The organism is Acidovorax sp. Root402, assembly GCF_001425125.1.
GTDB lineage: Bacteria > Pseudomonadota > Gammaproteobacteria > Burkholderiales > Burkholderiaceae_C > Acidovorax > Acidovorax delafieldii.
This window is the reverse complement of record NZ_LMDQ01000017.1, coordinates 40617-62806: the sequence shown is the minus strand read 5'-3', so window position 1 is coordinate 62806 and position 22190 is coordinate 40617. Positions and strand designations below refer to the sequence as shown.

The 22190-nt window shown below is 67.1% G+C and carries 22 protein-coding genes; 15 read left to right on the top strand and 7 right to left on the bottom strand.

Translation table 11 applies throughout. The features are described from left to right. Nucleotides 1-54 precede the first annotated feature (54 nt). On the top strand, nt 55-747 hold the full coding sequence (locus tag ASC83_RS24035) for a CPBP family intramembrane glutamic endopeptidase (protein WP_156379570.1): 693 nt from the start codon (nt 55-57) through the stop codon (nt 745-747). A 57-nt stretch (nt 748-804) separates the two neighbouring features. Here the strand turns inward: ASC83_RS24035 and ASC83_RS19835 are convergent, their stop codons facing one another. Then, on the bottom strand, nt 805-1446 hold the full coding sequence (locus tag ASC83_RS19835) for an NAD(P)-dependent oxidoreductase (RefSeq protein ID WP_056066741.1): 642 nt from the start codon (nt 1444-1446) through the stop codon (nt 805-807). Between the two features lie 113 nt (nt 1447-1559). Here ASC83_RS19835 and ASC83_RS19830 point away from each other — a divergent pair, with 113 nt between their 5' ends. The 7 genes from ASC83_RS19830 to ASC83_RS19800 all read left to right on the top strand — a co-directional run bounded on the left by ASC83_RS19830 (nt 1560) and on the right by ASC83_RS19800 (nt 7067). Further along, on the top strand, nt 1560-2462 hold the full coding sequence (locus ASC83_RS19830; RefSeq protein ID WP_056066738.1) for a LysR family transcriptional regulator: 903 nt from the start codon (nt 1560-1562) through the stop codon (nt 2460-2462). Nucleotides 2463-2723: 261 nt separating this feature from the next. Next, nucleotides 2724-3128, top strand: a complete 405-nt coding sequence (locus ASC83_RS19825) for a hypothetical protein (RefSeq protein WP_056066736.1) — start codon at nt 2724-2726, stop codon at nt 3126-3128. A gap of 29 nt (nt 3129-3157) precedes the next feature. Continuing rightward, a complete protein-coding gene (locus tag ASC83_RS19820) occupies nt 3158-4036 on the top strand; it encodes a LysR family transcriptional regulator (RefSeq protein WP_056066732.1) in 879 nt (292 codons plus the stop codon). A gap of 33 nt (nt 4037-4069) precedes the next feature. Next, nucleotides 4070-4372 carry an antibiotic biosynthesis monooxygenase gene (locus tag ASC83_RS19815; protein ID WP_056066729.1) on the top strand — a complete coding sequence of 101 codons (303 nt, stop codon included), beginning with the start codon at nt 4070-4072 and terminating at the stop codon, nt 4370-4372. Nucleotides 4373-4511: 139 nt separating this feature from the next. Continuing rightward, nucleotides 4512-5471: a chemotaxis protein gene (locus tag ASC83_RS19810; protein WP_015015359.1), complete on the top strand. Its 960-nt coding sequence runs from the start codon at nt 4512-4514 to the stop codon at nt 5469-5471. Nucleotides 5472-5810: 339 nt separating this feature from the next. Next, nucleotides 5811-6362 carry a hypothetical protein gene (locus ASC83_RS19805; protein ID WP_056066726.1) on the top strand — a complete coding sequence of 184 codons (552 nt, stop codon included), beginning with the start codon at nt 5811-5813 and terminating at the stop codon, nt 6360-6362. Nucleotides 6363-6407: 45 nt separating this feature from the next. Next, nucleotides 6408-7067 carry a DUF4124 domain-containing protein gene (locus ASC83_RS19800; RefSeq protein WP_056066723.1) on the top strand — a complete coding sequence of 220 codons (660 nt, stop codon included), beginning with the start codon at nt 6408-6410 and terminating at the stop codon, nt 7065-7067. A 50-nt stretch (nt 7068-7117) separates the two neighbouring features. On the opposite strand, the gene ASC83_RS19795 is transcribed toward ASC83_RS19800, so the two are convergent. After that, on the bottom strand, nt 7118-8062 hold the full coding sequence (locus ASC83_RS19795) for an NAD-dependent epimerase/dehydratase family protein (RefSeq protein WP_056066721.1): 945 nt from the start codon (nt 8060-8062) through the stop codon (nt 7118-7120). A 48-nt stretch (nt 8063-8110) separates the two neighbouring features. On the opposite strand from ASC83_RS19795, the gene ASC83_RS19790 reads away from it, so the two are divergent. From ASC83_RS19790 to ASC83_RS19775, 4 genes are all read left to right on the top strand, one after another. Next, entirely contained in the window at nt 8111-9175 is a 1065-nt protein-coding gene (locus ASC83_RS19790) for a CDP-6-deoxy-delta-3,4-glucoseen reductase (RefSeq protein WP_056066718.1), read from the top strand. Between the two features lie 42 nt (nt 9176-9217). Next, nucleotides 9218-11422 (top strand): ATP-binding protein, encoded by a 2205-nt coding sequence (locus tag ASC83_RS19785; RefSeq protein ID WP_056066715.1) that lies wholly within the window; start codon nt 9218-9220, stop codon nt 11420-11422. Beyond that, the gene (locus tag ASC83_RS19780) at nt 11419-12105 is read left to right on the top strand and encodes a response regulator transcription factor (RefSeq protein ID WP_056066710.1); all 687 of its coding nucleotides are present in this window, start codon (nt 11419-11421) and stop codon (nt 12103-12105) included. Before ASC83_RS19785 ends, ASC83_RS19780 begins: the two co-directional genes overlap by 4 nt. Before the next feature lie 72 nt (nt 12106-12177). Beyond that, nucleotides 12178-13158, top strand: coding sequence for a tripartite tricarboxylate transporter substrate binding protein (locus ASC83_RS19775; protein ID WP_056067082.1), 981 nt, complete (start codon nt 12178-12180; stop codon nt 13156-13158). Nucleotides 13159-13435: 277 nt separating this feature from the next. Here the strand turns inward: ASC83_RS19775 and folK are convergent, their stop codons facing one another. The 4 genes from folK to hda all read right to left on the bottom strand — a co-directional run bounded on the left by folK (nt 13436) and on the right by hda (nt 17169). After that, complete coding sequence (gene folK, locus ASC83_RS19770; protein WP_056066707.1) at nt 13436-13963, bottom strand: 2-amino-4-hydroxy-6-hydroxymethyldihydropteridine diphosphokinase; 528 nt, start codon at nt 13961-13963, stop codon at nt 13436-13438. Then, nucleotides 13960-15549 (bottom strand): polynucleotide adenylyltransferase PcnB, encoded by a 1590-nt coding sequence (gene pcnB / locus ASC83_RS19765; RefSeq protein WP_056066705.1) that lies wholly within the window; start codon nt 15547-15549, stop codon nt 13960-13962. The genes folK and pcnB overlap by 4 nt, the downstream gene beginning before the upstream one ends. A 37-nt stretch (nt 15550-15586) precedes the next feature. Continuing rightward, a complete protein-coding gene (locus ASC83_RS19760; RefSeq protein WP_225581034.1) occupies nt 15587-16291 on the bottom strand; it encodes an HAD family phosphatase in 705 nt (234 codons plus the stop codon). 179 nt (nt 16292-16470) lie between these two features. Next, nucleotides 16471-17169 (bottom strand): DnaA regulatory inactivator Hda, encoded by a 699-nt coding sequence (gene hda / locus ASC83_RS19755; protein WP_056066700.1) that lies wholly within the window; start codon nt 17167-17169, stop codon nt 16471-16473. A gap of 268 nt (nt 17170-17437) precedes the next feature. Here hda and ASC83_RS19750 point away from each other — a divergent pair, with 268 nt between their 5' ends. The 3 genes from ASC83_RS19750 to ASC83_RS19740 all read left to right on the top strand — a co-directional run bounded on the left by ASC83_RS19750 (nt 17438) and on the right by ASC83_RS19740 (nt 20916). Further along, nucleotides 17438-18655 carry an MFS transporter gene (locus ASC83_RS19750; RefSeq protein ID WP_056066698.1) on the top strand — a complete coding sequence of 406 codons (1218 nt, stop codon included), beginning with the start codon at nt 17438-17440 and terminating at the stop codon, nt 18653-18655. 77 nt (nt 18656-18732) lie between these two features. Next, nucleotides 18733-19782 (top strand): phosphoribosylformylglycinamidine cyclo-ligase, encoded by a 1050-nt coding sequence (purM, locus tag ASC83_RS19745; protein ID WP_056066695.1) that lies wholly within the window; start codon nt 18733-18735, stop codon nt 19780-19782. A gap of 33 nt (nt 19783-19815) precedes the next feature. Further along, nucleotides 19816-20916 (top strand): AI-2E family transporter, encoded by a 1101-nt coding sequence (locus tag ASC83_RS19740; RefSeq protein WP_056066692.1) that lies wholly within the window; start codon nt 19816-19818, stop codon nt 20914-20916. A 108-nt stretch (nt 20917-21024) separates the two neighbouring features. Here the strand turns inward: ASC83_RS19740 and ASC83_RS19735 are convergent, their stop codons facing one another. Beyond that, nucleotides 21025-22146 carry a PHB depolymerase family esterase gene (locus tag ASC83_RS19735; RefSeq protein ID WP_056066689.1) on the bottom strand — a complete coding sequence of 374 codons (1122 nt, stop codon included), beginning with the start codon at nt 22144-22146 and terminating at the stop codon, nt 21025-21027. Nucleotides 22147-22190 lie beyond the last annotated feature (44 nt).

Below are 22190 nucleotides of genomic sequence, written 5' to 3'. Positions count from 1 at the left end.
GTTTTCCGAGACAGGTGAGCGGGATGACCAACTACCAGCATCCCGGAGAGGCGCTTGATCTCGACATTGAAACGGCCGTTTTTTCTCACTACCAGGCAACAGCTGCTCGTGGGCAGGTCCCTGATCCCGGTGCTACTCGTCTGGCAACTCAATGGCTTTTACTTACCGGCCCTGGGAAGCAGGGGAGCACCGATCTTCTGGGCGGTTGACGGGCTTCAATGGGTAGTGCTTCCGGCTCTCTTGCTGGGACTGCTCGCCCACAAAGCCGCATTACACCCACCACACTACGGACTCGTTCCGCCCGGAAAAAACCTGTGGCCCCTTGCAGGACAGGGGCTGATGGTGTTCGTCACCGCAGGGCTGGCCTTTCTGGTGGCGAGAAACTTGTCGTGGCGGGTACTCGGCCCGTCGCCTGGCAGCTTCCAGTTGGTGCAACTTTTCCCTCAGGGCCTGGCGGGTGTGGCGGTGCAAATCTATGCGGCAGTCAGCGCCGGGCTGGTGGAGAGCATCTTTTTCATTGGGCTGCCATGGCTGCTGTACGCCAGTGCACGCCAACATCCTTCAGAAATGCGCTTCACACTCTGCGTATCAACCATCTTTGCGCTGGCGCACTGGGAGCACGGCAGGCACGGCGTGATCGCGGCCTTCTTTGCGCATGGGGTGATGTGCCGCTGGTTCCTGCACTGGAGAACCCTGTGGCCCATAGTGCTGGGCCACACACTGATCGACCTGGCGGCTTTTTCCTGAAGTCACAAAGAAAAGGGCTGCGCCCACTGGACGCAGCCCCTGTCAATCCGAAAAGGCTCAGTTCGCCACCGTGAACCGCTTTTGCACGTGGCGCGGCGTTTCCAGCTCGTCCACGATGGCCACGGCCAGGTCCGCCACGCTGATGCTGCCGGGCTGTTCGCCGTTCATCAGCGGGGCTTCGTCGCCCAGGCGGTACTGGCCGGTGCGCTCGCCAGGCTGCAGCAGGATGGGGGGCGAGAGGAAGGTCCAGTCCAGCGTGTTTTCGGTACGGATCCAGTTCAGCGCCTCGCGCGCGGCCAGGGCGCCCTGCTTCCATTCGGCCGGGAACTGGGGCGTGTCCACCAGCTGCACGCCGGGCGCCACGAACAGGCTGCCTGCGCCGCCCACCACCAGCAGTCGGCGCACACCGGCGGCCTTGGTGCCGTCGATGATGGCGCGCGTGCCTTTCAGGAACTGGTCGTGGATGTCTGGCACTGTCCAGCCGGGGTTGTAGGCGCTCACCACCGCGTCGTGGCCCGCAACAGCCTGGGCCACCTGGGTGGCGTCCTGCGCGTCTGCGGCGACCACCGTCAGCGCCTCGCGGGCAGCGAGTTTGCCCGGGTTGCGGGCCAGCACGGTCACACGGTGGCCGCGTTGCAGCAGTTCGTTCAGCACGGCCGAGCCGACAAAACCGGTGGCGCCAATCAGGGCGATGTTCATATCGATGTCCTTGGGGTCAAAGTTGTGATGTAGTGAGAATAGGAGCTTGTCAAAACAGGCGGTAGATGGCTAAAACTGCCTTATCTTTGAAGCTGTGCTTCACAATCAAACGCATGGAAGACCTCAAACGCATGGCTGTTTTTGCCTCGGTGGTACAGCACGGCTCGATGAGCGGCGCCGCGCGCGCACTGGGCATGAGCACTTCGGCGGTGAGCCAGCAGGTGCGCAAGCTCGAAAGCGACGGCGGCGTGACGCTGCTGCACCGCTCCACGCGCAAGTTGGCGCTCACCGAGGCGGGCCAGCGTTACCACGCGCGCTGCGCTGCCATGTGGGCGGCGGCGGAGCAAGCGCGCGCCGAGCTGGCCGCCTCCCGCGATGCGCCCAGTGGCGAATTGCGGATGTCGGCCACCGTAGGGTTTGCGCGGCACATCGCACCCGCCCTGGGTGAACTGCTGGCCGCGCACCCGGCGCTGCGCCTGCGGCTGCTGGTGGACGACTCCACCATCGACCTCATCAACGCACGCATCGACCTGGCCGTGCGTTACGGGCGCCTGGCGGATTCGACCTGGGCGGCCCGGCGCCTGGGGGGCATGAGTTGGTACCTGTGCGCATCACCCGAATGGGTGGCCGCACACGGCGTGCCCCAGCACCCGGATGCGCTGCTGTCCCATAGCTGGCTGGGCTTCGCGCGAGAGGGGGGCGGGTTGCTCATCGACCTGCGCAGTCCCAGCGGCGAGCCGCGCGCACTGCGGGTGGAGCCGCGCATTGCCAGCAACAACCAGCTCTCGATCCAGCAGATGTGCGAGGCCGGGCTGGGCCTGGCGCTGGTGGGCAGCATGGATTCGCACGAAGCACTGCAGGCCGGCCGGCTGGTGCGCCTGCTGCCCGACTGGTCGTTTGGCACGCTGGACATCTGGGCCGTCACGCCCCAACGCGATGCCCAGCCCGCCAAGGTGCGCCAGTCGATTGCGGCACTGCACACCTACCTGCGGCAGGTGCCCGGTATTTCGGACTGAAAGCGACCAACAAAACGCTTCTGGCGTCGTTGCCGCATCTTGTCGTACTGCTCGCACTGCCTGCGACGCAGCGCCTGGCCAGAACCGCTACGCTGGGTTTTGTGAGCCGCTCCGAGCCTTGCTCGTCGGCACCCATCGATTTTTTATCGCACGGACCCACAAATTCCATCGTTGTGTGGGCGCCGTGCTCTGCCTACAGTTGCGGCTCCCTGGCCAGGGTTTGTTTGATGGATTGACCCCACCACCCACCGGAGACCCGACATGACGACCAACCCGCCACTGATCTTCCCCATCGACCGCGTGCTGACCGCCTTCGAGCAGCAGGACGTCCCCACGCTGCTGGCCACCATTGCCGACGATGTGGACTTCCGCATCGACCACTACCGCGACGATGCCGACACCAGCTGGCAAATCGCCCGCAACAAGGCCGAGGCGATGGCCGTGGTGCAGCGCTTGGGGGTGGAGGTGTTCCCGCGCGGCACGGAAATCCTGCACACCCACAGCCAGCCGCTGGGCAATGACTGGGTGCTCACGCACTTTCACCAGCGCTTCTTTTATGCGGTACAACAGCGCGAGGTGGAATCCGTGACCTGGATCACCAGCCATTCGCAGAACGGCCAGGTGGACTATTTCCGCGAGACCGTCACCACCATCACCCCGGTCTGACAACCTGATCCAAGAAAGGCTCCGTCACCATGCTGTTTGACCTGCGCGCCCTGGGCTACTTTGTAGCGGCCTATGAAGAGCGCTCGGTCACTGCCGCCTCGCGCCGCTGTTTTGTGGCGCAGCCGTCCATCAGCATGGCCATCAAGGGGCTGGAGGATGCGCTCGAAACCACCCTTTTCGAGCGCAGCCGCCAGGGCCTGGCGCCTACGCCCGCCGCGCACCGGCTGTACCCCCGCGCCTGCAGCCTGCTGGCCCAGTCCAGCGCCATGGTGCGCGACTTTCGCGATGCACCACGTGAAACCCTGGGCATCTTCCTGCAGGACGACCTGATGGTGCAGCAGGCCACGCCCCTGTTCGCACACATCGCGCAGGAGCTGCCCCACACCATGGTGCGGCTCACCGCCAGCGCGCAAGAGGCGCGGCTGCGCATGGTGGCCGAGCACTGCAAGCCGCCGGGCGACACCTTTGTGCCGCTGTGGCACGAGCCCTATGTGATGCTGGTGCCCGAGCAGCACCCGCTGCGCTTCAAGAAGCGCTTTGGCCTGGCAGACATTGAAAACCTGCCCCTCATTGAGTGGCCCTATTGCCCGCTGCACCAGTCCTTCATCCGGCTGCTGGCCGAGCGGGGGATTGCGCTGCAGATGCAGGCCAGCGCCGCGCGCGAGGAGCTGCTGCTGCACATGGTGGACGCGGGCATGGGCCTGGCCGTGGTGCCGCAGTCGCATGCAGCCCAGGCGCGCCGCGCGCTCACCCGCCCGCTGGACGGGCCCCTGGCCTTCTCGCGCAACATCGGCCTGGCCTGCGACGCGTCGGACGCGCCCCTGCTCGGTCTGCTGCACCGCCTGGCGGACGGCATGAAGGCCACCGCAGCCCAGCCCGAGCCCACGCAGCGCAGCAATGTGGTCTGATCCCCTGCCCCATCCACCCCTCTGGCCACCCCCATGATTCTGGAAATTGCCCACCTCACCATCCGCTCCGGCCAGAACAGCGCGTTTGAACAGGCGTTTGCCCAGGCGCAGCGCATCATTGCTTCCATACCCGGCTACCTGTCCCATGAGCTGGGGCATTGCATGGAGCGACCGCAGGACTATGTGCTGCTGGTGCGCTGGGCCACCCTGGCCGACCACGAGGTGGGTTTCCGCCAGTCCGCCCAGTACCAGGAGTGGAAATGGCTGCTGCACCATTTTTACGATCCGTTCCCCACCGTTGTGCACTTTGAGCCGGTCACGCCGGACAGGGTGTGACGGCGCCGCCACGCACGGATGCTGCAGCGCACTATTCGGGTATTGCCTGAAGATTTAGCGCACTGCGCGTGCCGTTTGGGTCCTAGAATTTGTAAAAGCGCGTATCTTCGTATCTTCATTACCGCGCGAAGGATCCAACATGAAAGCCATCCAGCAGGACATCGACGAGCGGACCAACCTCACCAGCACCAACAAGTTCGAGCTGCTGCTGTTTCGCCTGGGCATCGACAGCGCCTTGGGCAAGTCCGAGCTGTTCGGTATCAATGTCTTCAAGATCCGCGAGATCGTGGCCATGCCCAGCATCACGCCGATTGCGGGCACCACGGCCCATTCGCTCGGGGTGGTGAACCTGCGCGGACAGGTGATTCCGGTGCTGGACCTGCCCTCCATCGTGGGTTGCAAGCCACAGACGGGCCTGAACATCATGCTGGTGACAGAGTACGCGCGCACCACCCAGGCGTTTGCGGTCGAGTCGGTGGAAGACATCGTGCGCCTGGACTGGAAACAGGTGCTGTCGGCGGAAACCAGCGGCGCTGCTGGCAAGCTGGTGACCAGCATTGCCCGTCTGGACGGCAACACCGACGAGTCCCGCCTCGCGCAGGTACTGGACGTGGAAGCCATCCTGCAGATGATCTCGCCCTCTGACGGTCACGAGGTCACAGAGGAAAAGGTGGGCGCCAAGCTCAAGCTCAAGCCTGGTTGCATCATCCTGGCGGCGGACGACTCGTTCGTGGCCCGCTCGCTCATCGAGCAAGAGCTCAAGGTGCTCAACGCGCCATATGAAATGGTGAAATCCGGCAAGGAGGCCTGGGACCGGCTCAATGCCATCGCCAAAAGTGCCGAGGCCGAGGGCAAGACGGTGCTTGACCGCGTGGCCATGGTGTTGACCGACCTGGAAATGCCGGAGATGGACGGTTTCACGCTGACGCGCAACATCAAGCAGGACGCCCGCTTTCATGGGCTGCCGGTGGTCATCCACTCCTCGCTGTCGGGCTCGGCCAACGAAGACCATGTGCGCAGCGTCGGGGCCGATGGCTATGTAGCCAAGTTTGTGGCGGAAGACCTGGCGGAGACCATCCGCCGCGTACTACCCAAGTAAACCAGCGCCCTATCCGCTAGAACACAACGGCCTTGCGGGGCCGTTTGTTTTTTGCGGGTCCGTTTTTTTGGTTGAATCAGTTGATTGCGTCCGTCAAACGTACTCTGATAGCTATCATTTTTGACGATATCAAGCAGCAGGCGTGCCCCATATTCACGGGTTGTTACAGCCTCCATCGGCACCTGTGCATGCGCCGAGTCAACCAAAAGCCGTCCCCGCGCGCTAAAGTGATTGGCCCCCTGTGCCAGACCCCTGAAATTTGTAACGCTCCACCGGAGCGCTTTTCATGGGCTTTACGGACAAGGCGGAACGCGCCCACCCGGCCGGAGTCTGATCACCATGACCTACACCATCACCCGCATTCTTTCCGCCACGGTCCTGGGGGCCCTGGTGACGGGGTGTGCCACCGTGCCGGGCGACCCTTATTACGACTCTCCGCGCTACCCGGTGTACGAACAGCCAGGCTACATCTACAGTGCCCCGCCGCCGGTGTACCAGGCGCCGCCTGTGTACCGTGCGCCTGGCGTGATCTATTCGGCCCCGCCGCCACCGCCCGCCATCTACTACGGCGGACGTGACCGCGACGACAACCGGTGGGACAACGACCGCAACCGCAATGACTGGCGCGAAAGAGAGCGTGACCGTGACCGCGCTGAGCGCGACCGGGCAGCACGCGAACGCGAACGCCGCGACCAGCAGGCCCGTGAACTGGATCGCCGAGCCCGAGAACAGGACCAGGCCCGCCGGGAGCAGGCCGAACGGGATCGCCGCGCTGCCGAAGACCGCCGCAACCGCGAAAACCGCCCCGGCCGCCTGGCACCCGACAGCTACACCCCGAGTCCGTACGACTGGCGCTCCCGTCAGCAGTCCAACAGCCCGGACAAGCCGTGATGGCCTGGCGCTGACCCCGCTACCCCCCACAACTCTCCAGCCACCATGAAACCACGTACCCATACCCTCATCGCTGGCCTGTGCGTGGTCTTTCTGGGCGCACTACCTCCATTGGGTGCCCAGGCGCAGGTGGTGCGCTGCACCGACGCTGCCACGGGCAAGGTCACCTACACCGACGGCAAATGCGCCAGCGGCACCACCGTGCGTGAGGTGGAGGCCCGCAAAACTCCGCAGGAGATCCAGCAGGAGCGCGAAGAAGCCGCCGAGGCGCTGGCGCGCAAACAGCAGCGCTTGCAGGCCGAGGCGACCGCCGCCGAGACCGAATCACGGCGCAATACACAACGCGACCAGACCGCTCCTGCCAAAACCACAGACTACGCACGCTCCCCGGAGTGCGCCCGTTCACGGCGCAACCTGGATGTGGTGTTGAGCAGCGTCACCGGCGGCGGCTACGAACAAAACCTGCGGGTGGAGGCGGCGCAGCGGCAGGTCGACCTGGACTGCCTGGGCCCTCAGGGCTATGCGGAGGTGGAGAAGTCCCGCCCACGGTCAACTAGCACCACGACGCCGGTAGTCGTCGTGCCCCCACCGCATTACCCGGTGCGGCCTACGCCCGTGCAGCCGCCGGCGCCCACCCCCAAAAAATTCACGCAGTGCAACGTGTTCCGCTGCTACGACGCCCAGGGCAATAGCTACCCCCGCTGATCGGGCGCCCATGTGGGCAAGGTGAGGAGAGCGCGGATTTCTCCAGCCTCTCAGGCTCGCAACCCCTCGGCCACACTGGGGTAGCGCAACCGCAGACCCAGCTCTCGCAGCATGCGCTGGTTGTCCAGCCGGCGCGATTCGCTCATGAAACTCAGCAGCATCAGCGACAGCTGCTCTTGCGCCGTGCTGCGAGGCACGCGCGGCGGGCGAGGCAGGTCATACAGATCAGCCGCCAGATCAAAGTAGTCGCCCATCTTCATGTGGGTGGAGTCGCTCACGTTGTAGGCGCGCTGCGGACGCCCCTTCCACACAGCCGCCATGCAGGCGCGCGCCAGGTCTTCGGCATGGATGTGGTTGGTGAACACATCGTCCTCGGCCACCAGCACGGGCGTGCCCCGGCGCAAGCGGGCCTCAGGCGTACCGCCCTCGCGGTCGGGGGCGTAGATGCCCGGAATGCGCAACACGGTGGCCCGCACGCCGGCACGGCCCAAGTGGCGCACGGCGCGCTCGGCATTCACACGGCGCTGGGCGCGAGGTGTGCCGGGGGCCACGGCCCGAGTCTCTGGCACCAGGGCCCCCTGGCAGTCGCCATACACACCGCTGGTGGACGCGTAGGCCAACGACATTGGCAAGGTGCGCAGCCGCAGCGCGCGGGTCAGCGCCACGGTACGGGGGTCACGCCACCAGGCATCGCCCCCTGCGCCCTCCCCCGGCGGGGGCGCCAGATGCAGCACCCGCGTCGCCAGGCCGGACAGCCTGCGCAAGGTGCCCGCATCGTCCAGATTGCCCACCAGAGGCCGGGCCCCTTGTGCCCGCAGCTCCGCCACCCGCCCAGCGCTGGAGGTCAGTGCCAGCACCTGCATGCGCCCGGCCCCGGGGCCCGTCTGCAGATGGCGCAGCACCCGTTGACCTACATCACCACAGCCCACGATGAGCAGGCGTTCGCGACGAAAGCGCGCTGGCAGCGCGCCGAGGGGGTTCTGGTTTGAGGGCAAAATCGGGTCCGTTTGCTTAGCTAGAGACGACTCCAAGGATACCCACACATGACCAGCGCCGAGGCTGCCACCACCGCAGCGTTTCAGATCACCGTGCAGCCCAGTGGCCGCGCTTTCAGTGCCAATGCGGGCGAAGCCATCCTGGCCGCCGCCATCCGCAGTGGCGTGGGCCTGCCCTACGGCTGCAAGGACGGCGCCTGTGGCTCGTGCAAGTGCAAAAAACTCAGCGGCACCGTGCAGCACGGCGCCCACCAATCCAAGGCCCTCACGGCCGATGAAGAGGCCGCAGGCCTGGTGCTGACCTGCTGCGCACAGCCACTGTCCGACGTGGTGCTCGAATCGCGCCAGGTCACCGACGAAAGCGCCTACCCCGTCAAGAAGATGCCAGTGCGCGTGGCCTCGCTCCAAAAGAAATCAGACGATGTGATGCAGGTGCGCCTGCAGCTGCCTGCCGCAGACACCTTCCGATACCACGCGGGCCAGTACATTGAGTTCATCCTGCGCGACGGCGCCCGACGCGCTTACTCGATGGCCAACGCGCCGCACACCCAGGCAGAGGCACCGGGTGTGGAGCTGCACATTCGACACATGGCCGGCGGCAAGTTCACCGACCATGTGTTTGGGGCGATGAAGGAGAAGGAAATCCTGCGTGTCGAAGGTCCGTTTGGCAGTTTTTTCCTGCGCGAAGACTCCGACAAGCCCATCGTTCTGCTGGCATCCGGCACCGGCTTTGCCCCCATCAAGGCGCTGATCGAGCACCTGCAGTTCAAGGGCATCAGCCGCCCCACCGTGTTGTACTGGGGCGGCCGTCGCCCTGGCGATCTGTACCTGGCCGACTGGGTGCAGGCCCGCGTGGCCGAATTGCCGTGGTTGCGCTACGTTCCGGTCATTTCCAACGCACTGCCCGAGGACGGCTGGACCGGCCGCACAGGCTTTGTGCACCAGGCGGTGCTGGACGACTTTACGGATCTCTCAGGTCACCAGGTCTATGCGTGTGGCGCGCCCATCGTGGTCGAGTCCGCCCGTGACGCCTACAGCGCCCAGCGCGGCCTGCCGTCGGAAGAGTTTTTTGCCGACGCATTCACGTCGGAAGCCGACAAACACGGCGGCTGACACGCCCCCGCAAGGCCGATAAAGACACCTGGACCACGACCCATGGTGCGTGCAGCGCCCGCCCCGCCAGCCCCGCAGGGCGCGCCCCGCCGCTGGCATCAAGTCCGGCGCGGAGGCTTCATTGCCACGCTGCTGTGCCTGGCGGCCCTGCTGGTGTGGGGCGCGGGCGAATGGGCAGAACAGAGCGAACGCGACGCCCAGTGGGACAACCTGCGCCGCCTGGGCGAGGTGCAAGCCCTGGCGCTGCGTGGAGTGGCCACGCGCTACAACTACCTGCCCTTCACCACCGCGCAGCACCCGCTGGTGCGCCAGTTATTGCAGGAGCCTTCATCGCAGGCCGTACGCGACGCAGCCAATGTCTACCTGCAGGCGGTGAACCAGCATGCGGGCTCCGACATGCTGTATGTGATGGACCCGCAGGGCCTCACCCTCGCGTCCAGCAACTGGGACACCCCCAACAGCTTTGTGCACCAGAACTACGGCAACAGGCCGTACTTTCGCGATGCCCTGGCGGGCCAGACGGGCCGCTTTTATGGCGTGGGCAAGACCACGGGCGAACCCGGCCTGTTTGTCTCGGCCCCCGTGGTCGATGCGGGCCGCGTGATCGGCGTGGTGGCGGTCAAGGTGCGCATGGAACCCATCTCGGACCCATGGGCCCAGCTGCGCGATCCAGTGTTCGTGACGGACGAGCGGGGCATCGTCTTTCTCGGCTCCGTGCCCGGCTGGCTCTACCGCACCAGCCGGCCCTTGCCCACCCCACTCGTGCAGCAGCTGCAGCACAACGAACAGTACGGCACAGGATGGACCCCGCGCGCCGTGCCCTGGACCCTGCGCCCCCAAGACGACCCGCCCGGTGCCGAACTGCGCCTGGACGGCACGGGCGGCAAAAGCTACCTGGCGTTCGAAGAGAAGCTGCCCGACCTGGGCTGGACCCTCACCGTCACTGCCGACAGCCGCGTGGTGGCCCTGGCGCGGCAACAGGCCTGGGCGCTGGCCACGCTGGCGTCGGGCCTACTGGTGCTGGGTGCGCTGTACTGGCAGTTGCGCGAGCGGCGCCTCGCCGAAAACCGGCTGGCCCGCATCGAACTGGAGCAGCGCGTACAAGAGCGTACCCACGCGCTGCAGCAGGCACAGGCGTTCCGCCAGTCCATGGAGGACTCGCTGCTGGTGGGCATGCGCGCCCGCGACCTCGAAGGGCGCATCGTCTATGTCAACGCGGCCATGTGCGATATGGTGGGCTACCGGGCCGACGAACTCATCGGCCAGCTGCCGCCCTACCCGTACTGGCACCCTGACGAGCTGGACCGACACTGGAACGACAGCGACACCGTGCTGGCTGGCAACGCGTTTCCGCAGGGGCGGGAGAACCGGCTGAGGCACCGTGACGGGTCGGACGTGTACACGATGTTCTACACCACACGCCTGATCGACGGCAGCGGCCAGCACATCGGCTGGATGAGTTCGGTGGTCAACATCACCGCGCAGAAGCGGGCCGAAGAGCAGCAGCAGCAGCGCGAGACCCAGCTGCAGCGGGTACAGCGCGTGATCACTGTCGGCGAGATGGCATCCACCCTGGCCCACGAGCTGAACCAGCCGCTGGCCGCCCTGGTCAACTATGCGGCTGCCGCACGGGCGCTGGCCGCCCAGGGCAAGACCGGCCCCCTCCACGACAGCCTGGAGGCCCTGTCGGCCCAGGCGCTGCGGGCCGCCGACATCGTGGGTCGTATCCGCCGCTGGGTGCGCCAGCACCCTGAAAGCCGCGAGCCTTGCGATCTGTCTGCCATCGTGGAGCAGTCGCTGGAGCTGCTCTTGCGCGCCGAGGCTCGCCGCCAGGGGATCCCTGTGCGTGTGGAACAAGCCGGCGCCCCTTTGCCGGTGAACGCAGACCGCGTGCTGTTGGAGCAGGTGGTGATCAACCTGGGCCTGAACGCCCTGCAGGCCATGCAGACCCACCAGCCCCCGCCCGGCGGGCACGAATTGCGGCTGCGCATAGCCGCAGACGATGGCCAAGCGCTGGTGCAAGTGCTGGACCGGGGCCCAGGCCTGCCGCCCGGCATCGCAGAGCGCCTGTTCGAGCCTTTCTTCACCACACGTTCCGACGGTCTCGGCCTGGGTCTCAACATCTGCCGCTCCATCATTGAAAGCATGGGGGGCCAACTACAGGCCCGCAATCGCGAGGGCGGCGGCGCGGTCTTCGAGATCCGCCTGCCCTGCCCCCCCGCCACCGAGAATGCCACCGCGCCATGACCTACGACACAGCCCCCATCGCCGCTGACTCGCTGGACCCCACTGTGGTCTACATCGTGGACGACGACGAAGGCGTGCGCCAATCGCTGGCCGCACTGCTGCTCGCACGCGGGTACACGGTGCGAGCCTTTGACGGCGGCGAGGCCTTTCTGGCGCAAGCTGCAGTGGACCACCCCGGCTGCGTGCTGCTGGACCTGCGCATGGAAGGCTTGAGCGGGCTGCAGGTATTCCACGAACTCGGCCAGCGCCACAGCGCGCTCAAGACCGTGTTCCTATCGGCCCACGGTGAGCTGTCCTCCGCCGTGGCAGCCGTCAAACAAGGGGCGGTGGACTGGCTCGAAAAACCGTGCAACGAAGCCACCTTGCTGGCCGCTGTCGAAAAGGCATCCACGCTGTCGCAAACGCAGGCACGGCAGACACAACGGCAGCACCAGCTGCGCGAGCGCTGGAACGCCCTGAGCCCACGCCAGCAAGAGGTGGCCCAACTGCTGGGCACGGGCCTCAGCAGCAAGGAAGTGGCCCGTGCGCTGGCGCAGCGTGACCCGGAGCGCCCCATCGACCCGCGCACCGTGGACACGCACCGGTCCGCCATCTTCCTGAAGCTAGACATCCGCTCGTCGCACGAACTGGGCATGCTAGTGGAAGACCTGGGCGTGGCGCTCAGCGCGCCTCGCACGGCATGAACGTCCCCGCCTAACCATCACCCCCTCAGGGCTTCATAAGCTTTCTTACGATTTTTTTGCACAATGGCGCCCATGAACCGCAGAAACCTCCTCCTCGCCACCGCCGCTGCTACCGCAACGGCTTTTTCGTCCCCGGCCGTCTGGGCTCAGGATGCCGGCCAGCCCATCCGCCTGATCGTGCCGTATGCCCCGGGCGGCCCCATCGACGTCACGGCCCGCGCACTGGCCGAGCGCGTGCGCGAATCGCTGGGCACGGTCATCATCGACAACAAGGGCGGCGCGGGCGGCAACATTGGCGCCGACGCGATTGCCAAGGCTGCACCCGATGGCCTGACCATTGGCATCGCGGCCACCGCCACCCACGCAGTCAACCCCTGGCTGTATGCCCGCATGCCCTATGACGCAGGCAAGGACTTTGCCGGCATCACGCAGATGGTGCGCGTGCCCAATGTGCTGGTCATGAACGCCGCCAAGGCCGAGCAGCTCAAGATCCACACCGTGACCGACCTCATCGCCTACGCCAAGGCCAACCCCGCCAAGCTCAACTACGGCAGTGGCGGCAACGGCAGCGCGGGCCACCTGGCGGGCGAGATGTTCAAGCAGCGCGCCGGCATCTACGCACTGCACATCCCCTACCGGGGCGCCAACCCGGCCCAGCTGGCACTGCTGTCGGGCGAGGTGGACTTCAACATCGACAATCTGGCCGCCGCAGCGCCCAACATCCGCGCGGGCAAGCTCAAGGCGCTGGCCGTGACCTCGCTCGACGCCTCGGCCTCGCTGCCAGGCGTGCCACCGCTGTCCGCGACTTTCAAGGGTTTTTCCATCGACACCTGGTGGGGCCTGGTGGCGCCGGCCGCCACGCCCAAGCCCATCATCGACAAGCTGAACAAGGCTTTTGTGGCGGCACTGAACGCGCCCGAAACGAAGACCCGCTTTGCCGCATTGCTGGCGGAGCCCGTGACCACCACGCCGCAGCAGTTCGACAGCTTCATGGCCAGCGAGCGTGCCAAGTACCAGCAGGTGGTGAAGGCGTCCGGGGCAAAAGTCGATTGACTCTCTGAGACGCAATCCGCTCGGTGCTGCCGCCTGAGGCGGCACCTCTTCGATGCCGTCCACGCCTGCGCGGGCGGGCTTGCGGCTGCGGCCTCCCAGCCCCCGAGAGAGACGCCACCCGAAGCCCGGCGGAGCCGGTTCCACGGTGCCACTGGCGTTGGACCGCGTCAGTTTCATCTGTCGCACGAAAAGCCAATGCAGACGGGATTATTTTTAAGTCTTTTCAGGCCCTGGCGCTTATCTATAAAGCGCAAAAAGCTCCCAATTTAGGAGCAAATTATTCACCCGACAAAGTGCCCACCCAAGCCGGGCCTTCCAGCTGGTGGATGTCCTGAGACGCTACGGCCTGCAACGCCGACGCATCCACCCGCCCAGGCACCAGATCGGCCAGGGGACGCAGCACGAACGCGCGCTCGGCCATGCGGGGGTGGGGCACGGTGAGTGTGGGGGTGTCGATCACCTGGTCGCCAAACCACAGAATGTCGAGGTCCAGCGTGCGCGGCGCGTTGCGGTAGGGGCGCTCGCGGCCGGCAGATAGCTCGATGGCTTGCAGGGCACCCAGCAGGGCCTCAGGTGCCAGGGTCGTTGTCAGCTCGGCCACGGCGTTGAGGTAGTCCGGGCCACCGGCATCGACCGGTGCGCTGCCATAGAGCGGCGACACGCGCAGAACCCGTGTACCGGGCAATTGACCCATGGCCGCCAAAGCCTTGCGCAAGGCGGCTTGCCGCTCTCCCAGATTGGCCCCCAGGCCCACATAGACCCGAGAGGGCCGCTCAGCCTGCTCCCCCACGTCCGGCAAACTCACTCGCCAGCCGCAGCAGGTGCTGCACCTTCGCCGCCACCACCACCGGGCTTGCGGCGACGGCGGCGGCGCTTCTTGGGCGCGCCGCTTTCGGCAGCCCATTCGGTCTCGCCGCCCGCATGGTCAGTGTCTTGGACGGTGCCAGGGGCACGTGGTGCCGCAGCAGGTGCACTGCGAGGCACACGCTTGACCACAGGCTGCGCTTTCTGGCGGGCCTTCTGCTCTTCCTTGGCCTGATCCATCAGGTCGTCGCGGCGCTCATCGTCCGCCGCCTGGAAGTCCTGCCACCACTCGGCCAGGGCTTCCTCGACTTCGCCCACATCGGCGCGCAGGCGCATGAAGTCGAACCCGGCGCGAAAGCGCGGCTGCATGACCATGCCGAACGGCGTGTTGCCCACGCGCTTTTCAAACCGCGGCTGCATCACCCAGATCTCACGCATGTCGGCGGCCAGCTTGCCGCGGCCCGACACGTCGCCAATGCGTTTGTCGAACACCTCGTCGATGGCCTCTTGCAGCGCGGGCAGCGGGTGTTGGCGCTGGTTCAGGCGCTCCTGCCATCCATTGCGCACGTCTTCCCACAGCACGCAGGCCAGCAAGAAGCTGGGGGCCACGGGCTTGCCTTCGTTCACGCGGCGGTCGGTGTCCACCAGGGCCGCTTTGACAAACGGTGTGTCGGCGCGCTCCACGGCCACGTCCAGCAGCGGGTAGATGCCCTTGGACATGCCCAGCTTGCGCAGCTGCTCGATGGTGGCGATGGCGTGCCCGGTCTGCAGCAGCTTGAGCATTTCGTCAAACATGCGGCTTTGAGGCACCTCGGCCAGCAGGGCCTGCGACTGCACCAGCGGCGCGGCCGACTTGGCATCGATGCTGAAGCCCAGCGGGCTGAGCTTGGCCGCAAAACGCACGGCGCGGATGATGCGCACCGGGTCTTCGCGGTAGCGCGTGGCGGGGTCGCCAATCATGCGCAGCGTCTTCTTCTTCGCGTCCTGCAAACCCTTGTGGTAGTCGACCACGATCTGGCTGACCGGGTCGTAGTACATGGCGTTCACGGTGAAGTCGCGGCGCGTCGCGTCTTCGTCCTGCGGGCCCCAGACGTTGTCGCGCAGCACGCGGCCGCTGGCGTCCACGGCATGCTGCATGCCCGACAGCTGCGCCTTGCTGGTCTTTTCGTTGCCAGCCACCTGACCCGCTGCGGCATTGTCGAGGTAGGCGCGGAAGGTGGAGACCTCGATCACCTCGTGCTCGCGGCCCCGGCCGTGCACCACATGCACGATGCGAAAGCGCTTGCCGATGATGAACGCGCGGCGAAACAGGCCCTTGACCTGCTCGGGCGTGGCGTTGGTGGCCACGTCAAAGTCCTTGGGACGCAGGCCCAGCAACAGGTCGCGCACAGCGCCACCCACGATGTAGGCCTCGAAGCCGGCGTCTTTGAGCGTCTGCACCACCTCGGCGGCGCGGCGGTCCACCAGCTCGGGGTTGATGCCGTGCACGCTGGCGGGCACCTCTTCGCGCTTGCCGAAATGGGGCTTGCCGCCGGAGGTCCCGGGCGTCGATTTGCCCAGCAGTTTGTCGATGAACTTCTTGATCATGGGTAGGGAGATATCAGGGGACTGCGAGCGCAGGGGGTCAGGAGGCCGTCTGGCTGGCAGGCTCGGCAAACAGGTCCAGTATGCGCCAGCCGCGCTCCTGGGCCAGGGCGCGCAGGCGCGGGTCGGGGTTGGTGGCGACCGGGTGGTTCACCTTCTCCAGCAGGGGCACGTCGTTCATGGAGTCGCTGTAGAAGGTGCTCTCCACGTCGGCCCAGCTGAGCTGCCGCTCGGCCAGCCATTGTTCCATGCGGCGCACCTTGCCTTCGCGCATGGTCGGGATACCGTCAATCTCGCCGGTGTACCAGCCGCTGGCGTCGCGCACCAGCTGCACGGCCAGCAGCTGCGGCACCCCCAGCGCCTGGGCGATGGGGGTGGTCACGAACTCGTTGGTGGCAGTGACGATCACCACCTCGTCGCCCGCTGCCTGATGCTGGCGGATCAGGTCGAGCGCCTGGGGCTGGATGGCGGGGGTGATGACCTCGCGCATGAACTGCTGGTGCGCCGCCGCTGCGGCCTCGGGCCCGCGCAGGCGCACGGCCTCGGTCGCAAAACGCACGTAGTCGTGTACATCGAGCGTTCCCGCCTGGTAGTGGGCATAGAACTCGTCGTTGCGGCGCGCGAACTCCACCGGGTCGTTCCAGCCGATGCGGATGGTGAACTCGCCCCACTCGTAGTCAGAGTCGAGCGGCAGCAGCGTGTGGTCCAGGTCAAACAGCGCCAAGCGAAGGCGGCTTCTTTGCATTTCAATCATTCAATAAGTTACGCTGCGCGAGCGGTTGCAAAAACTGTCGCTGCCCAAACCCAGCGGCCGCCGCGCAAGGGCCGCCCCGCCGCGCTGGCGGCGTCCTCCTTCCCGCGGTGCTCAGCACAGCGAGAGAAGGGGGAAGCGGCGCAGCCGCTCAGGGGGTTGTCCCTCATTTTTTATTCCGATTCGAGCATTGTCTTGAGCAGCGGAATCGTGATGGCACGCTGGGTGCGCAAGGCAAAGGCGTCGAGCTGGTCCAGCAGCTGCATCAGGCTGCCCAGGTCGCGCGAAAAGCGGTTGAGCATGTAGTCCATGACTTCGTCGCCCAGGAACACGCCGCGCGCATCGGCCTCCTGGCGCAGCACGGCGCGGCGCTCGGCCTCGCCCAGCAGTTGCAGCTGGAACACATGGCCCCAGCCCAGACGGCTGCGCAGGTCGTCGCGCAGCGGCAGGTCGGCGGGGGGCAGATCGCCAGCCGCCAGCACCCAGCGCTGGCTACCGCTGGCGGGGCTGATGGCATTGACGAACCAGTTGAAGGCCGTGGCCTGCTGGGCGGTGCTGTACAGGTGCACGTCGTCCATGACCACGGCGGCCCAGCGTTCATCAAAATCGGGCGGCTCGCCCACCGAGGGGTCGAGCCAGCCCACGCTGGAGCCCTGCTCGCGCAGGGCCTGGCGCACGGCCTGGAGCAAATGGGTCTTGCCGCTGCCCGGCTCGCCCCAGAGGTAGGTGGGCACCGGGGAGCGGGTGGCTTCACTGCTGCCCGCCCCGGCGGCCAGGCGCAGGTGCTGCAGCGCGGCCTCGTTGGGCCCGGCAAAAAAACGCTCCAGAGTGGGCCCGGTGGCCAGGCCGATGTCCAGCGCCAGTTGCTTCATCGTCATGCGCGGCGCCCGCACAGTGCAGGCTGAACCGTGGCGGAAGGTGCGGAAGCGGCGGTCAGGAAGAGGGTCAGCAGCGGCATCACAAGTGGGTGGGAAGGCACCGGGCCGTCGATGACTGCGGCCAGGCGCGGCGACAAAGTGGCATACGGCGCGTGGTCACCGACCGGCTCCCTCGCAGGGGCTGGGCGACAATGGCCGCGATTTTAGTCTGCTGCCAGCCCCCTGGGCCGCCGCCCGGCACCACCGTCTCCTGCCTTGCACCATGACACCTCCCGCCGCCCCCGCCAAGCGCCTGCCCGCCAGCATCTGGGCGCTGGGCTTCGTCAGCCTGTTGATGGACGTGTCGTCCGAGATGATCCACAGCCTGCTGCCGGTGTTCCTGGTCACCACGCTGGGCGTGAGCATGCTCGCGGTGGGCCTGATCGAGGGCGCGGCCGAGGCCACAGCGCTGGTACTCAAGGTGTTTTCGGGGGTGTTGAGCGACTGGTGGGGGCGGCGCAAGCCGTTGGCGGTGCTCGGCTACGGGCTCGGGGCACTGTCCAAACCCCTGTTTGCGATCGCTCCCACCGTGGGCCTGGTGGTCACGGCGCGCCTGCTCGATCGGGTGGGCAAGGGCATACGCGGCGCGCCGCGCGACGCGCTGGTGGCCGACCTTGCACCGCCCGGCATGCGGGGCGCGGCATTCGGGCTGCGGCAGTCCCTGGACACCGTGGGCGCCTTTTTGGGCCCACTGCTGGCCATGGGGCTGATGCTGCTGTGGGCCAATGACTTCCGCGCCGTGTTCTGGGTGGCCGTGATTCCGGCCGCCCTGTGCGTGGCACTGCTCCTGGTGGGCGTGCGCGAGCCCGAGCGCGCCGCCAGCGCCGTGCGCACCAACCCCATCCGCCGCGAGAACCTGCGTCGCCTGGGCGGCGCCTACTGGTGGGTGGTGGCGCTGGGCGCCGTGTTCACGCTGGCACGCTTCAGCGAGGCGTTTCTGGTGCTGCGCGTGCAACAGGGTGGCCTGCCACTGGCCTGGACGCCCCTGGTGCTGGTGCTGATGAACGTGGTGTTTGCACTGGGCGCCTACCCGCTGGGCAAACTGGCAGACAGCACCCGCCACACCACGCTGCTGGCCTGGGGGCTGGTGGCGCTGATCGCTGCCGATGCGCTGCTGGCCCTCAGCGACCGGGGCGCCGCCGCCTGGCTGGGGATTGCGCTGTGGGGCCTGCACATGGCCATGACGCAAGGGCTGCTGGCCACCATGGTGGCCGACACCGCACCGGCCGACCTGCGGGGCACGGCGTTTGGCATGTTCAACCTGGTCAGCGGCGTGGCGCTGCTGGTGGCCAGCGGCCTGGCAGGCCTGCTGTGGGACCGGCTGGGCGCCAGCGCCACGTTTGGCGCCGGAATCCTGTTTGCCACGCTCGCGCTGGCGGGTGTGCTGGTGCAATCTGCCCGGCACGGCCGCGCCCCAAAGCCCCCTGCCACACAGGGCTGAGTGAGGGCGCCGAGGCGTGCCCCTTAAAATCCCCGGATTCCAGCCCGCCCGGCGGGCCTACCAGCACCACACCACCCATGAGCTCTTCTGCCCCCTCCACCCCCATCTCCTACAAAGACGCCGGCGTTGACATCGACGCGGGCGACGCCCTGGTCGAGCGCATCAAGCCGCTGGCCAAGAAGACCATGCGCGAAGGCGTGCTGGCGGGCATCGGCGGCTTTGGCGCGCTGTTTGAAGTGCCCAAGCGCTACAAGGAGCCCGTGCTGGTCTCTGGCACCGATGGCGTGGGCACCAAGCTCAAGCTGGCGTTTGAATGGAACATGCACGACACCGTTGGCATCGACCTGGTGGCCATGAGCGTGAACGACGTGCTGGTGCAGGGCGCCGAGCCCCTGTTCTTCCTGGACTACTTTGCCTGCGGCAAGCTCGACGTGGACACGGCTGCGGCCGTGGTCGGCGGCATCGCCAAGGGCTGCGAACTCTCCGGTTGTGCGCTGATCGGCGGCGAAACGGCCGAAATGCCCGGCATGTACCCGGCGGGCGAATACGACTTGGCCGGCTTTGCCGTGGGCGCGGTCGAAAAGTCCAAGATCCTGACCGGCAAGGACGTGGCCCCTGGCGACGTGGTGCTGGGCCTGGCCAGCCACGGCGTGCACTCCAATGGCTTCTCGCTGGTGCGCAAGTGCATTGACCGCGCTGAAAGCCAGGGCACCGTGCCCGCCACGCTGGACGGCAAGCCCTTCAAGCAGGCCATCATGGAGCCCACCCGCCTGTACGTGAAGAACGTGCTGGCCGCGCTGGCCGCTCACCCCATCAAGGCCCTGGCCCACATCACGGGCGGTGGTTTGCTGGAGAACATCCCCCGCGTGCTGCCCGACGGCACCGCCGCGCACCTGAAGAAGGGCAGCTGGCCCCAGACCGAGCTGTTCGCCTGGCTGCAGAAGACGGCGGGCATCGACGACATCGAGATGAACCGCACCTTCAACAACGGCATCGGCATGGTGGTGGTGGTGGATGCGGCCAACGCCGAAGCCACGGCCGCCACGCTGCGAGCTGCCGGTGAACAGGTCTACGCGATTGGCACGATCGCAGCGCGTGGCGAAGGCGCCGCCGTGGTGGTGGCCTGATACCCGGCCAGCAACACCGCCCCCTCACCGCGCATGGCGCAGCGCCCCGCTCCACCCCCCTCAGCGCAACCTGAGCCCACGCCCACCACCCTGCCCCCGCGCGCCCTGAACCAGGGCATCGTGGTGGCCAGCTATCTGCTGGTGGCCGCTGCGCTGCTGCTGGTGATGTGGCGTGGCCTGCTGCCCGGCCTGCTGTGTGTGTGCCTGGGCTTTTTGCTCACCCGGGCGCTCACGGGCTGGTTTGCAGCGGGGCTGGGCCGGATCCAGCGCCAAGCCGCCCCATCCCCCACCAGCCTGCGCGTGGCCCAGGTCACGGCCGCTGGTCTGGTGATGCTGCTGCCCCTGGCGCTGCTGGCGCTGGGCCTGACCCATTCGCGTGGGTACCTGGTCAGCGCACCGCAGCAGTACCAGGAACTGCTCACCTACATGGCCCGCACGGTGCTGGAGCTGCGCCTGAAGCTGCCCGCCGACATGGCCTCCCACCTGCCCGAGGGCGTGGCCGACATCCAGCGCATCATTGCCAGCTACCTGGGCGCCAAGGCCGGTGCGCTGGCCATGGCGGGGCGGGCCTGGCTCGCCGGGGTGCTGTTTGCCTATGTGGGCCTGCTCATCGGCGCGCTCGCCGCCGTGCGCCCGCCGGTGCTGGCGCGCGGCCCGCTGGCCCAGCAGCTCAAGCTACGCATCACGCTGTTTGGCGAGGCGTTCCGCCAGATCGTGGCGGCGCAGTTCTGGATCGCGGCGTTCAACACCCTGCTCACCGCCCTGTTCCTGCTGTTCGTGCTGCCGGTGTGGGGGCTGCAGCTGCCTTACACGCCGGTGCTGATCACCTTCACCTTCGTGGCCGGGCTGGTGCCCATTGTGGGCAACCTGGTGTGCAACGTGGTGATCACCATCGTGGGGCTGTCGGTGTCGCCGCTGGCGGCCGCCGCCTGCCTGGGGTTTTTGATCCTGATCCACAAGGCCGAATATGTGATCAACGCCAAGGTGGTGGGCCGCCGCACCCAGATGGGTGTGTGGGAGCTTCTGAGCGTGATGTTCGTAGCCGAGGCCGTTTTTGGCCCTGCGGGGCTGGTGGCGGCGCCGCTGTTCTACGCCTACCTCAAGAAGGAACTGGTGGCCGCTCGGCTGGTGTGACCGCAGCCAGGCAGTGGCCTGCGGGCACCCCGGAGCCACCCGCACGGATAGTCACTTTTTGATAGCAGCAAGCACAATCAGCACTAGCGCTTGGGGCCATTTCCTTGACTATTTTGCGAATTGACGGGCCACAAAGGCCCAGATGAGCGCCGACGCATCGGGCCCGGCCGGGTCGCTGTAGGGCAACTGCGCGGCGCCGCCGCTCCAGGCATGGGCCAGCCCGACCACCTCACGCAGCGCCACCACTGTACGGCCTCGGGCCTTGAATTCGGTCACTCGCATGGGGTATCGCTGGCCCCTCTGCAAGGTGCGGATGGCACCCGCCCGCGCCCCCAACGCACCGGCCCACAACAAGGCGGTCGCCGCCGCGTTGCGCACCGACACCACACCATCGGCATCGCCATGCACGATCAGCAGCGGTGGCAGGGCCGCAGGGGCGCTGACGGGCAGCACGGTAGCGTCCGTCAGTGCGACCGCAGCGGCAACCGCAGGAGGGTCCGGCAGATGGGCCTCGCGGCGGCCATGCATGGCTGCCAGGGCCGTGGCGGCGGATTCGGCCGTGCCGGGCGCCACACCGGAATGCATGGCCACCGCGCAGAACCGGTGGGGGTAAAGCGCCGCCATCAGCACCGCCATGCTGGCGCCTGCCGACAACCCGGCCACCGCCACCCGCGCCAGGTCCACCGGCAGGCGGCGCGCCACCTTGTCCACGGCGGCCAGCAGCGTGGCGGCTTCGGCCTCGGCCCGGCCATTGCGGCGTTCAAACCAGTTCCAGCAGCCGTGGGCGTTGGCCATGCGCTCCTGCTCGGGGTACAGCACCACAAACCGATGGCGCGCCGCCAGCCGGTTTATGCGCGACACGGCGGCAATGTCCCGCCCCGTCTGGCCGCAGCCGTGCAGCATGACCAGCAGCGGCAGCTTTTCGCCCGGGCGCAGGGCCAGCCCGGCAGGCACATAGGCATGAAACCGTCGCGCCCCCGCCGGGCCGGGGGCCACGCCAGACATCCACTCGCCCCGCGACGGCACCGGCTTGCCTGCGGGGCGCGGTGTGCGGGCCGTGGAGGGCATCTTGGCAACCGCCGCCTTGCGCGGCGCTGTCCGCAGTTTGGACGCTGCCTTGGCCCGCACCGGCCGGGTGCTGGCCCGCGCAGCCCGCGCGAAGGCCTTGAGATTGCGCTGGTAGGCCCGCGTCAGGGACGACAGCGAGAACAGGCGGGAGCGGCGGGGCATAGGCGGGCAGGTGGTCTGGCGGTCGATGTTCAAAAATCAGGGAA

Coding starts and splice junctions, on each gene's coding strand:
- ASC83_RS19835 (WP_056066741.1), bottom strand. CDS start 1,446: ATGAACATCGCCCTGATTGGCGCCACCGGTTTTGTCGGCTCGGCCGTG.
- ASC83_RS19830 (WP_056066738.1), top strand. CDS start 1,560: ATGGAAGACCTCAAACGCATGGCTGTTTTTGCCTCGGTGGTACAGCAC.
- ASC83_RS19825 (WP_056066736.1), top strand. CDS start 2,724: ATGACGACCAACCCGCCACTGATCTTCCCCATCGACCGCGTGCTGACC.
- ASC83_RS19820 (WP_056066732.1), top strand. CDS start 3,158: ATGCTGTTTGACCTGCGCGCCCTGGGCTACTTTGTAGCGGCCTATGAA.
- ASC83_RS19815 (WP_056066729.1), top strand. CDS start 4,070: ATGATTCTGGAAATTGCCCACCTCACCATCCGCTCCGGCCAGAACAGC.
- ASC83_RS19810 (WP_015015359.1), top strand. CDS start 4,512: ATGAAAGCCATCCAGCAGGACATCGACGAGCGGACCAACCTCACCAGC.
- ASC83_RS19805 (WP_056066726.1), top strand. CDS start 5,811: ATGACCTACACCATCACCCGCATTCTTTCCGCCACGGTCCTGGGGGCC.
- ASC83_RS19800 (WP_056066723.1), top strand. CDS start 6,408: ATGAAACCACGTACCCATACCCTCATCGCTGGCCTGTGCGTGGTCTTT.
- ASC83_RS19790 (WP_056066718.1), top strand. CDS start 8,111: ATGACCAGCGCCGAGGCTGCCACCACCGCAGCGTTTCAGATCACCGTG.
- ASC83_RS19785 (WP_056066715.1), top strand. CDS start 9,218: ATGGTGCGTGCAGCGCCCGCCCCGCCAGCCCCGCAGGGCGCGCCCCGC.
- ASC83_RS19780 (WP_056066710.1), top strand. CDS start 11,419: ATGACCTACGACACAGCCCCCATCGCCGCTGACTCGCTGGACCCCACT.
- ASC83_RS19775 (WP_056067082.1), top strand. CDS start 12,178: ATGAACCGCAGAAACCTCCTCCTCGCCACCGCCGCTGCTACCGCAACG.
- pcnB (WP_056066705.1), bottom strand. CDS start 15,549: ATGATCAAGAAGTTCATCGACAAACTGCTGGGCAAATCGACGCCCGGG.
- ASC83_RS19760 (WP_225581034.1), bottom strand. CDS start 16,291: ATGCAAAGAAGCCGCCTTCGCTTGGCGCTGTTTGACCTGGACCACACG.
- hda (WP_056066700.1), bottom strand. CDS start 17,169: ATGAAGCAACTGGCGCTGGACATCGGCCTGGCCACCGGGCCCACTCTG.
- ASC83_RS19750 (WP_056066698.1), top strand. CDS start 17,438: ATGACACCTCCCGCCGCCCCCGCCAAGCGCCTGCCCGCCAGCATCTGG.
- purM (WP_056066695.1), top strand. CDS start 18,733: ATGAGCTCTTCTGCCCCCTCCACCCCCATCTCCTACAAAGACGCCGGC.
- ASC83_RS19740 (WP_056066692.1), top strand. CDS start 19,816: ATGGCGCAGCGCCCCGCTCCACCCCCCTCAGCGCAACCTGAGCCCACG.
- ASC83_RS19735 (WP_056066689.1), bottom strand. CDS start 22,146: ATGCCCCGCCGCTCCCGCCTGTTCTCGCTGTCGTCCCTGACGCGGGCC.